This window comes from Actinomycetospora sp. (assembly GCF_055612215.1).
In genome coordinates this window covers 1-7,912 of record NZ_JBVPVA010001142.1, presented here as the reverse complement: position 1 = coordinate 7,912, position 7,912 = coordinate 1, and the positions used below count along the sequence as shown (strand labels likewise).

General features: G+C 76.9%; 5 protein-coding genes. 3 read left to right on the top strand and 2 right to left on the bottom strand.

Features of this window, described 5'->3' with window-relative positions; translation table 11 throughout:
- The coding region (locus AC0CYZ_RS30795; protein ID WP_472221919.1) for a glycosyltransferase at window positions 1-1,064 on the top strand (1,064 nt) is incomplete at its 5' end.
- On the opposite strand, the gene AC0CYZ_RS30790 is transcribed toward AC0CYZ_RS30795, so the two are convergent.
- Complete coding sequence (locus AC0CYZ_RS30790) at window positions 1,042-2,295, bottom strand: glycosyl hydrolase family 28-related protein (protein ID WP_472221918.1); 1,254 nt, start codon at window positions 2,293-2,295, stop codon at window positions 1,042-1,044. The genes AC0CYZ_RS30795 and AC0CYZ_RS30790 overlap by 23 nt on opposite strands.
- A gap of 19 nt (window positions 2,296-2,314) precedes the next feature.
- On the bottom strand, window positions 2,315-3,814 hold the full coding sequence (locus AC0CYZ_RS30785; protein WP_472221917.1) for a sugar transferase: 1,500 nt from the start codon (window positions 3,812-3,814) through the stop codon (window positions 2,315-2,317).
- Between the two features lie 228 nt (window positions 3,815-4,042).
- On the opposite strand from AC0CYZ_RS30785, the gene AC0CYZ_RS30780 reads away from it, so the two are divergent.
- A complete protein-coding gene (locus AC0CYZ_RS30780) occupies window positions 4,043-7,066 on the top strand; it encodes a helix-turn-helix transcriptional regulator (RefSeq protein WP_472221916.1) in 3,024 nt (1,007 codons plus the stop codon).
- 40 nt (window positions 7,067-7,106) lie between these two features.
- Window positions 7,107-7,912, top strand: an 806-nt coding sequence (locus AC0CYZ_RS30775) for a DUF4397 domain-containing protein (RefSeq protein ID WP_472221915.1), incomplete at its 3' end; no start/stop codon positions are given.

The following is a 7,912-nucleotide window of genomic DNA, read 5'->3' as shown; positions in this document are numbered from 1 at the left end:
CCCGCTGTGACTTCCACGTGCACTTCCTGTTCACCGAGGAGCCCGAGCGTCACTTCGTCTACCGCGAGCACTCGGGCTACTCGTCCGCGGTGCTGCCGTCGATGCGCGTGCCGCTCCCGCGGCGGGTCGCGAGCCGGCTGGATTCCTACCAGGCCGCGTTGCGCCCGGGATGGACCCGGACGGTGCTCGACGCGGCCGACGTCGTCGTCATCCCCACGTGGGCCCAGGTCGCCAGCGCCTGGACGATGCTGCGCGCCCACCGACGCGGGGTGCCCTACGTGATCTTCTCGGAGTCGACGCTGGAGTCCCGCCAGTTCGACCACGGGCCCGTCGCCTGGCTCCGTACCCGGTTGTTCCCCCGCGCCGGCGCGGTCGTCGTGCCGGGCCCGGCGGCCCGCCAGGCCGCGATCCACACCGGCGTGGCGCCCGACCGCATCGTCGAGTCGGTGAACTCGGTCGACCTGGAGGCGTTCGGGACGCGGCCGCGCGAGCTGCGTGCCCGCGCCGAGGGCGGCGCCACGGGCCCGGACGCCGCGCAGCACCGCTTCGTCGTCGTCGGGCAGCTCATCGCGCGCAAGAACGTGGGCACGCTGCTCGAGGCGTTCGCCCGCCTCGACGGCGCGCCCACCCTCGACGTCGCGGGCGACGGGGTGGAGCGCGGGGAGCTCGAGGCGACCGCCCGCCGGCTCGGGATCGCCGACCGCGTGACCTTCCACGGGTTCCTCGACGAGCCCGGTGTCGTCGGGATCCTCGCGCGGACGCACACCCTCGTGCTGCCCTCCACCGAGGAGGTCTACGGGTTCACCGCGCTCGAGGCGCAGGTCGCGGGGCTGCAGGTGGTGGTCTCGGCGCGCGCCGGGATCGCGGAGAACCTGGCCGACACGCCCGGCGCCTGGGTCGTGGAGCCCGACGTCGACGGCGTGCACCGCGGGCTGGAGGACGCGCGGACCGCGTGGACCGGCTGGGCCGAGGACGTCCCCGCCGACGCTGCCTCGCCCAAGCGCAGCGCCGACGACGTCCTGGCCGCGGCCGCGCGGTGCCTCAGCGCACCTGCACCCCGGTAGCCCCGTCCAGGTCCACCGCGTCGGCCGGGGCGATCCCCTCGACGCGGTTGTCGGTGATCGACCCGCCGCGCACGCCGTGGAAGGACACCGCGGTCACCGCGGTCGAGCAGCGGAAGACGTTGGCGGCCACCGTGACGGCGCTCGGCGGCACCACGTCACGCCCGCCCGCGGTGTCCCCACTGCCGCCGGCGAGGGCGTTGACCAGGGCGATCGCCCGGGTGTTCATCGTGGCGTCGTGGGCGTTGGCGCGGGCGGTCACCCGCGAGGAGCCGGAGATGATCTGGATGTGCGCGAACTCCCGCAGCCCGCACGCGGTGAACCTGCAGCCGGTGACGGTGACGTCGGAGGACCAGTCCTCGACGTGCACCGCCTCCATCCGGTAGTTCGTCATCGTGCAGCCGGACACCACGACGTCGGCGCAGAACGCGATCCCGACGGCGAACCCGGGGGAGTCATTGTCCCGGAACGTGCACTGCCCCACGCGGACCCGGCGGAACGAGCCCGAGGGGCTGTTGAACTCGAGGTCGGTGTTGGCGTTGCGGGCGAAGGTGCAGCCGGTCACGGTCACCCCGACCGTCACCGCGGTGGACTCGTTCGCCTGGTACAGCCCGTAGGTCAGCCGGTGGAGCAGGCAGTCGCGCAGCACCAGGTCCGTCGAGACCCCGCCGTCGACGCCGAGCTGGATGCCGTGGCAGAAGGCGTCGGTGACGTCGGTGGCCCCGGCGAGCACGAGCCGCGAGAGGGTCAGCCGCGCGACCTGCCCGACGTGCAGCAGCACCGTCTCGGCGTCGTCGGCGCGCACGATCTCCAGTCCGTCGACGGTGACGTCGTCCCCGGCCGGCGCGATCGCGCCCGTCACGCCGGCGGCCACGCGCAGCGTCGTGCGGCCCGGGTCGCCGGCGAGCGTCACGCCCTCGGGGACCGCCAAGGGCCGGGGCAGGACGAGCCGGTAGGTCCCCGCGGGGACCCGGACGGTGTCGCCCGACGCGGCCGAGGCCAGGGCGCGGGCGAAGGCGACGGCGTCGTCGGTGCGCCCGTCACCCGTGGCCCCGGCGGCGCGGACGTCGTGCACCGTCCCCGTCGCGAGCGGGGCGCCGGACAGGCGGGGCAGGTCGTCGTCGGTGGCCGGGGGCCCGGACCGGTGGGCGGGCGCCGCCCCGCACGACAGCGCCCCGCCGAGCACGGCGGCCGCGCCCGCACCGAGGGCGAGGACCCGGCGGCGGGTCAGCACCGGTGATCGTGCCCGCGACTCAGCGGCCGCGCGCGAGCACCACCTCGGCGACCGTACGGAGCAGGACCTTCGCGTCGAGCCACAGCGACCAGTTCTCGATGTAGTAGTTGTCGAAGCGCGCCCGGTCGGAGATGGGGGTGTCGCCGCGCAGCCCGGAGACCTGCGCGAGCCCGGTCAGCCCCGCCGGCACGCGGTGGCGGTGACCGTAGCGCGGGTGCTCGGCGGAGAAGCGCTCCACGAAGTGGGGACGCTCCGGTCGGGGTCCCACGATCGTCATGTCGCCGCGCAGGATGTTCCACAGCTGCGGCAGCTCGTCGAGCGAGGTCGCCCGCAGCACCCGGCCGACCGGCCCGACGCGGGGATCGTGCGCGACGGTCCACCGGGTGGCCGACTCGGTCTCCGAGGCGGGCCGCATCGACCGGAACTTCAGGCACTCGAAGCGGCGCCCGTCGCGTCCGATGCGCTCCTGGCGGAAGAGGACGCCCGGTCCGCCCTCCAGGCGGGCGGCCGCGGCGCACGCGAGCAGGACCGGCGAGAGGACGGCCAGCAGCAGGGCGCTCAGGACGAGGTCGAAGGCGCGCTTGAGCCGCCAGGCGGGGCCGGAGAGCGCCGGGGTGCGGATGCGCATCACGGGCAGCGACCCGATGTGGTCGGCGGTGCCCGACGCCGTCGCGAAGGCGTGCAGCCGGGGCACGACGAGCAGGTCGCAGTGCTCGGTGGCGGAGGTGCGGACGCGGTCGAGCAGGTCCTCCTCGCGGAAGGACCCGTCGCCGACGAGCAGGACGTCCACGCCGTGCGCGCGGACCAGGTCGTCGAGGTCGTCGAGGCTGCCGAGGTAGGGGAGCGGCCCGATGACCGGGCCGCGAGCCGGTTCGTCGGCCCCGCTCCGGCCCGGCTCGGTGCTGTCCACGTGCCCCGCGACGGCGAGCCCGTAGCGCGGGTAGCGCGCCAGCAGCGTCGCGACCTCCCGGGAGGTCGTGCCGCCTCCGATGATCATCGTGCGGTGCGCGACGACCCGGCGTTTGCGCGCGGTGAGGACCACGCCCGTCGTCAGGCACCGCGCCACCACCACGAGCACGACGGAGGCGAGCGCGGCCGCGACGAACTCCATGACGCCGACGTCGTCGTGGCGCACCGCGAAGACCGCGGCGACGAGCGCGATCGCGACCAGGAGGCGGCCGAGCAGCAGCGGCAGCTCGTCGAGGACCGAGAGGTGCAGGCGGGCGCGGTACCGCCCGCCGCCGCACACCAGCGCCACGGTGATCAGGGCGAGCGCGGCGAAGGCCTTGTAGTAGTGCGGTTCCCAGATCATGGGCGCGGCGGCCGCGAGGGCGTCGACGGGGAGCACCAGCATCCAGGCCTGGATCGATCCCGCGCGGCGGATGCCGAAGAGCGGGCGGGACGACGGCGGGTCGAGCGGCCGCTCCCGACGGATGCGCCGAACAGGCAGATCGACCCGGGTGGACGCGACGGTGTGTGACGGGGTCACGGCGTTCGCGGACGTCCGGGCAGCGGTCATGCGCGGTCAACCTCCGGCGGTCCCCGATCGGAAACACGGACGGTGGGATCGTCCGCGACCAGCAGGCACCCTGACCCTGGGAAGAGTTCCCAGGTCTCCCCCGGCTAGATCACTCGTCCGTGGACACACGGCGACCGGGTTAACCCGATCGTGTTATGAACAACTACATCAGGCGAACGCTGGACCTCCACTAATCGTTCTGGTGGAATCTGTTAGCCCACCAGGTGGGTGACGTTGACACGCAGCGTGAGCAGGAGGTGCACCGTGCCGGGGACGGCGGCGAGCGGAGTCGAGGCTCCCGGGACCCTCCCCCCGGTCGGTCGCGGCGCGGAGATCGTGGCGCTCCACGAGTGCTTCGACCGGGTCCGCGCCGGTGGCGCCGCCCGCGTCCTGCTCACGGGTGAGTCGGGCATCGGCACCTCCACCCTCGCCGACGCGTTCTGCGGCCAGCTCGCGGCCGGTGCCGACGGCGGACCGGTCGTCGTCCGGGTCGCCGCCCCCGAACCGACGGCGGGGCCGAGCGACGTCCCGGTCGCCTACGCCACCACCGAGCGGCTGGCGCGCGCGCTGGACGCGGTCGCCGCCCCCGCCGCGGCGACGTCGTGCCGCTCGGCCCCCGGCCTGCACGACGCCCTGCTCCGCGTCCGGCGGGGACCGCGCGGCGACCGCGTCGTCGTCCTCGCGCTGCACGACCTGCACCACGTCGACCCCGCCTCGGCCACCGTGCTCACCGACCTGCTGGCCCGGCTGCACTCCGACGGGCTCCTCGTCCTCGCCACCGCCACCGACCCCGACCGCCTGCCCACGGGCACCCGGGCGTGGTGGCCGTGGCTGTTCGCCCGGGACGGGGGGACGTCCGGCACGCCCGGCAGCTCCGGCACGCCCGGCAGCTCCGGCACGCCCGGCAGCTCCGGCAGCTCCGGCGAGGAGGCGCGCACCCTCGTCGTCGGGGGCCTCGACGTGCCCTCCGTGGCCGCCTTCGTCGCCTCCCGCCGCCCCTCCTCACCCGCTCCGAGCCGCGAGGTCGCCGCCCGCCTGGTCGCCGCGACCGGCGGGCACCCCGTGCACCTCGCCCTGCTCGTGCGCGGCCTCGACGACGACGTGCTCGCCGGCGTGGCCCCGCCCCCGCCCTGGAGCACGCTGTCCGCCGACGCCGCCCGCGCGGCCGCGGCGCTCGGCCCGGTCGCCCGGCGCCTGCTCGACGCGCTGGCCGTCCTCGGCGAGCCGGCCCCGGTCGCCCTCGTCGAGCGGGTGGCCGGCCTGGACGACGCGGACGTGGGGGACGGGGAGGTCGCCGAGCTCGTCGGGTCGGGCCTCGTCGTCGTCGACCGGCTCGGCGCCCGGGCGGTGCTGCGGTTCGTGCACCGCCTGCTCCGCGTCACGGTGCTGGCGACGCTGCCCCCCGACCGGGCCGGGGCCCTGCACGACGCCGCCGGGATCGCCCTCGGGGGCCGCGCCGGGCTCGCCCACGCCGTGGCCGGGGCGGCGGGACGTCCGCACCCCGCCCTCGCGGCGGTGCTCGACGAGTCCGCCGCCGCGGAGGTCACCGATCACGACGAGGCCGCGACCCGCCTGCTGTGGGCGGCCGAGCTCAGCCCCACCGGCACGGAGCGGGAGTCCCGCGTGCTCGCGGCCGCCGTGCGCCTCGTCCGCGCGGGGTCGCCCGGCCGGTTGCGGGCGCTCGAGCCGGAACTCCGCGAGGCCCGTCCCGGCGCCGAGCGCGACCTCGCCCTCGGGATGCTGCTCTCCGAGGCCTCCGACCCGGAGGCGAACCGGCGCCTGCAGGCCGCCGCGGACGACCCGGACGCCGACCCCCGCGTCACCGCCCTCGCCGCGGTGCTCCTGGGCGCCGACCACGCCCTGCACGGCCGCGGAGCCCGCGCGGTGGAGGCGGCGAACCGGGTCCCGCGGCTCACCGCGGAGCCGCGCCGGCGCGAGCAGATGCAGGTGCTGCACGCCGTCGGCCGCGCCCAGCAGTGGGGTCCCGACGCCGGGCTCGACGTCCTCGAGGACCTGCTGCCCGTCGCCTACGGCGCCGACCCCGCGGTGATCGCGGGACGGCTCTGCCTGGCCGCCGGACGCACCGCCGAGGCGTACACCCGGCTGCACGAGGGTCTCGACCGCATCCGCACCGGCGGGCTCACCACCACCGGGCGGCTCGTGCACCTCTACCTCGCGGAGGCGGCCCTGCGGACCGGGCGCCTCGACGAGGCCGAGGCGGAGGCCCGGGTGGGCGCCACGACGTCCCGGCAGATCGGGGACACCTGGATCGGCCCGGCGTCGCGCTCGCTGTGGGCGGCGGTGCTGGCCCTGCGCGGACAGGGTGACGAGGCCGAGGCCCACCTGCGGACGGCCCGCGAGGACCTGCGCCGCGCGCCGCACAGCCGCGGCCTCGCCACCCTCACGACCAGCGAGGCGCTGGTGGCGCACGCCCGCGGGGAGCCCGAGCGCGCGCACCGCCTCCTCACCGCGTTCGCCGACGCCCCGGTGCCCCCGCTGCTCGACGCCCCGACGGCGCCGTGGCGCGTGCTGCGAGCGGAGGCCGCGCTCGACGCCGGGCACCCGCGCCTCGCCGCGCGCGAGATCGACGGGTGGCCGGTGTTCGGGACGCCGCTGTGGTTCACGCTGTCCCGCCACCGCCTGCTCGGCCGGCTGGCGGAGGACGCGGGCGACGTCGACGCGGCGCGGGCGTCCTACCGCGCCGCGCTGGACCTCGCCGAGGCCGACCCGGACGGCGCCGCGTCGTGCCCGACCGAGATCGCCGCGCTGCACGCGTCGGCGGGCTTCCTCGCCCGGGCCCGCGGCTGGGCGAGCGCCGCGGCCGACCTCGCCGCCGCCCGCCGCGGGTACGCGGCCCTGGGCGCCCGGCCGTGGGTGGCCCGCATCGACGCGGAGATCGACGCCGACATCCACGGCCTGGACACCGCGCCCCCCGCCGACGCCCGCCGGGACGTCCCGGCGGCGCGGGCGCCCGGCGGCCGGCCGCGGGCCGCGGTCGCCGCCACCGCCGGTGCGGTCCCCGCGCCGCCCGAGACGCTGCCCCTGGCCCCGGCCACCGAGGAGCCCCCGGAGCACGCGGACCTGACCCCGCGCGAACGCGAGGTGGTCCGCCTCGTCGCCCAGGGGATGACCAGCCGCGAGGTGGCCGCGGCCCTCTACGTCACCCCGAAGGCGATCAGCTACCACCTCGGGAACGTGTTCGCGAAGCTCGGAGTGACCTCTCGGCGACAGCTGTGGGGCCGACAGTTCTGATCGGGTATAACGCACACCCGAATGGGGGAACAGAGATCTCATGGAGCAACGGCGGGCGGGACGGCGGCGGTGGCTGTGGATCGCGGGTGCGGGCGTGGGGGTCCTCGCCGTCGCGCTCGGGACCGTCGGGGTGCTCGGCGTCCGTGAGGCGACCGCCGACCCCGGCAGCGGGATGCTGCGGCTCGCGCACCTCTCGCCGACCACCCCCGCCGTCGACATGTACGCGACCGGGCCGAACCTGCCGCTGACCAAGGTCGCGGGCGACGTGTCCTACCGCGCGGTGAGCCCCTACCTCACCGAGCCGGCCGGGACCTACCGCCTCCAGGGCCGCCCGGCCGGGGCGCCCGCCTCCAGCGCGCCCCTCTTCGACGTCGCCGTCGACCTGCCCGCCGGGTCCGCCCAGACCGCGACGTTCGTCGACATCGGCCCGGGCGGCGCCACCCAGGCCCAGGTGCTCGACGACGAGACCGCGCCCGCCGCGTCCGGGACCGGGGCACTGCGGGTCGTGCAGGCCGCCGCCGAGGTGGGGCCGCTCGACGTCCAGGCCAGCGACCCGGCGGGTCGCGACGCCGACATCCCCGTCGCCCGCACCCTCTTCTACGGCTCGGCCACCCCGTACGCGACCGTCGCCGCGCACCCCTGGTCGGTGCGCCTGACCAGTCGCAACGGCAAGGAGACGACGGTGCGGGTGCCGGTCACGAGCACCTCGGTCGCGACCCTGGTCGTCACCCGGGGGGTGGACGGGGACCTCGCAACCCAGCTGGTGCCCGACGCCGCGTCCGCCGCCGGGGTCCCCTCGCCCGCGCCCGGCGCGCCGCCGGTCGCGGCGCCGCCCGCCCCCCGCAC